Source organism: Micromonospora echinofusca (genome assembly GCF_017614955.1).
GTDB lineage: Bacteria > Actinomycetota > Actinomycetes > Mycobacteriales > Micromonosporaceae > Micromonospora > Micromonospora echinofusca_A.
The window spans coordinates 1-3,400 of sequence record NZ_WVUH01000524.1 but is presented as its reverse complement, the minus strand read 5'-3'; the positions used below and the strand labels follow the sequence as shown (position 1 = coordinate 3,400).

General features: G+C 72.9%; 3 protein-coding genes. All 3 read left to right on the top strand.

Going from position 1 to position 3,400, the window contains the following annotated elements:
• On the top strand, positions 1-1,207 hold a 1,207-nt coding region (locus GSF22_RS32105), incomplete at its 5' end, for a S1C family serine protease (protein WP_208817663.1).
• Positions 1,208-1,391: 184 nt separating this feature from the next.
• Complete coding sequence (locus GSF22_RS32100) at positions 1,392-2,063, top strand: BON domain-containing protein (RefSeq protein ID WP_208817662.1); 672 nt, start codon at positions 1,392-1,394, stop codon at positions 2,061-2,063.
• Positions 2,064-2,120: 57 nt separating this feature from the next.
• Positions 2,121-3,287, top strand: a complete 1,167-nt coding sequence (locus GSF22_RS32095; protein ID WP_439957835.1) for a glycosyltransferase family 4 protein — start codon at positions 2,121-2,123, stop codon at positions 3,285-3,287.
• Positions 3,288-3,400: the final 113 nt, after the last annotated feature.

The following is a 3,400-nucleotide window of genomic DNA, read 5'->3' as shown; positions in this document are numbered from 1 at the left end:
GCAGTACCCGGGTCACCAGCCGTACCCCGGTAACGCCTGGCAGCCGGGTCAGCCCGGATGGCCGACCAACCCGGGCTACCCCGGGCAGGCCGCTCCGCTGGGCGCCCCGCAGCCCGGGTACCCCGGCGCCGTGCCGCCCTGGGCGCACGGGCCGGCACCGACCCCCGGACCCGGCCGGTTCGCGAAGTTCGTGGCGGCGGGTGCGGTGGCGCTGGCCCTGATGGCCGGTTCCGGCATCGCCGGCGGCGCGGTCGCCCTGGCCCTGGACCCCGGCTCCGGCGGCCGGACCTTCACCGCCGCACCCATCATCAACAGCGCCGACCTGCCGGGTATCGCCGCGAAGGTGGCGAACAGCGTGGTCTCGATCAGCACCGGAAACGGTGAGGGTTCGGGTGTGGTGCTGACCGCCGACGGCTACGTGCTGACCAACAACCACGTGATCGCCAGCGCCGACGGCGACACCGTGCGGGTGGTCTTCGCCGACGGCAAGAACGTCCGCGCGAAGATCGTCGGCACCGACCCGAAGACCGATCTCGCGGTGATCAAGGCGGACGGCGTCTCCGGGCTGAACCCGGCGACCTTCGGCGACAGCGACGGGATGCGGGTCGGCGACACGGTGCTCGCCCTGGGCAGTCCGCTCGGACTCCAGGGTTCGGTCACCGCCGGCATCATCAGCGCCCGGGACCGGACCATCCAGGCCGGCTCCGAGAACCAGCGCCCGCAGCAGGGGGTCAGCTCGATCTCCGGCCTGTTGCAGACCGACGCCCCGATCAACCCCGGCAACTCCGGTGGCGCGCTGATCAACACCCGGGGCGAGGTGATCGGCATCAACACCGCCATCGCCACCGCCGGGCAGGGTACGGGCAACATCGGGGTCGGCTTCGCCATCCCCAGCAACAAGGCCAAGGCCGTCGCCGAGCAGCTCCAGCGGGGTCAGAAGGTCAGCCACCCGTCGCTCGGCGTCGCGGTGAACACCGCCGAGAACGGCGGGGCGTTGATCGCGCAGGTCAACCCGGACAGCCCGGCGGCGAAGGCCGGTCTGCGGGAGGGGGACATCGTCACCCGCTTCGGTGACCGGGTGATCAGCGAGTCGAACGATCTGGTCGCGGCGGTACAGGCCGGTCGGGTCGGCGACCGGGTCGAGCTGACCTACGTCCGCGACGGTGCCGAGGCGAAGGCAACCGTGACGCTCGCCGAGACGTCGTAACACCGAGAGCCTGCCTCCTCCCGGCGGCGGGCGGTGCGACCAAGGGGGTTGGTCGCACCGCCCGCCGTCCCTTTTCCGGCCCGTGATCGTCCTGCCCGGGTGAACCGGCCTCACCCGGTCCGGAGCCATCGTCGCCACGGAGGACCAGGTACCGATCGCAGGCACCGATCGCAGGAGGCGGAGCATGGCCACGGCACGGGGGCGGCGCACGGATGCGGACATCCAACGGGACGTACTGGACGAGTTGAACTGGGACGCCCGGATGCAGCCACACGAGGTCGGTGCGGTGGTCACCGACGGTGTGGTGAGCCTGACCGGCCGGGTGGACAGCTACGCACGCAGGTGGGCCGCCGAGCGGGACGCCCACCGGGTCCGGGGGGTCCGGGCGGTCGCCAACGAGATCGAGGTACGGCTGCCCGGCGAGGACGGGTACGCCGACGCGGAGATCGCCCTCGCGGCCAGCCGGTCCCTGGAGTGGGACAGCTTCGTACCGGCCGACCAGCTCGACGTGACCGTCGCCAACGGCTGGGTGATGCTGCGCGGGGTGGTCGACTGGGCGTACCAGCGGCGCGCCGCGGAGCGGGAGGTGCGCCGGCTGCGCGGCGTGCGGGGGGTCACCAACCTGATCGACGTACGCCCCGGGCGGCGGGGCGGGACCGACGTGGCGCGGGAGATCCGGCGGGCGTTGGCCCGGCGGACCGGGAGCGACCGGATCCGGGTCACCGTCGAGGGGCACGACGTGGTGCTGACCGGTTCGGTCCGCTCCTGGCGGGAACGGAACGAGGCGGAGCGGGTGGCCTGTTCCGCACCGGGTGTCTGGTCGGTGGACGACCGGCTCACCGTGACGGCGGAGTGACGGCAGGCGCTCACCGCCGATGGAGGGGCCCACCGTCGACGGCAGGGTTTACCGCCGATGGCAACGGGAAAACCCCGAATCGGGGCAAAAGTATGCCGAACCCGGGGAGGGTCCGTCACTGTGAACCGGTATTCGTCCGACCATCCGGCAACCCGGCCGCTGCGGGTCGCCATGGTGGTGCCGCCCTGGTACGAGGTGCCGCCCCCGGGGTACGGCGGGCTCGAACAGGTGGTCGCCGGGCTGGTCGACGTCCTCGTCGAGCAGGGACACGCGGTGACCCTCTTCGGGGCGGGTACCGGCAGCGGCACGCGGGCGCGGTTCGTCAGCACCATGCCCGAGTTGCAGCACGACCGGCTCGGCGAGGCGATACCGGAGGTGGCCCACCTCGCCCGGGTCCAGCGCCTGGTCACGCCGGACGAGTTCGACCTCGTGCACGACCACACCACGATCGGCCCGCTGGTCGCCGGCCGTCGGTCGGTACCGACCGTGGCCACCGTGCACGGCAACCCCCTCGGTGAGTACCGCGACGTGCTGCGTCAGGCGGATCCGGGCGTCGGCCTGGTGGCCATCTCACACGCCCAACGGCGACTCGCCCCGGAACTGAACTGGATCGGCACCGTGCACAACGGCATGGACGTCGGTCAGGTCCCGCGCAAGACGGCGGCCGGTACCGGACCGGTGCTGTGGTTGGCCCGGTTCAACGCGGACAAGGGGCCGGATCTGGCGATCGACGCCTGCCGGGCCGCCGGGCTGCCGCTGATGCTGGTCGGCAAGTGCAACGAACCCGGCGAACGGCGCTACTACGCCGAGGTGATCGAGCCCAAGCTCGGCCCGGACGTGCGGGTGCTGGTCAACGCCGACCGGGACACCTGCCTGCGGCTGCTGCTCGACGCCCGCTGCCTGATCATGCCGATCCAGTGGGAGGAACCCTTCGGCATGGTGATGGTCGAGGCGATGGCCACCGGCACCCCGGTGGTGGCCCTCGACCGGGGTGCCGTGCCCGAGCTGGTCCGGTCCGGTACCACCGGCCTGATCTGCGCCGACCCCGCCGAGCTGCCCGGGGCGTTACGGGAGGTCACCCGGCTCTCCCCGGCCGCCTGCATCGAGCACGTCACGCGGACGTTCTCCAACCAGCAGACGGCGCTCGGATACGAGGCCGTCTACCGGCAGTTCATCCGGGACACCGCGCCGGGTCGGGAGATGGTGCAGACCGGGATGCGTTGACCGCGCCGGAGGCGACCGGTCGACCGCACCCGGCCCGGCCCGGGCCGCCTTGCCCCGGCCCTGCCTGCCCGCCTTGCCCGGCCCGGCCCGGCCCGGCCCGGCCCGGGCCGGGC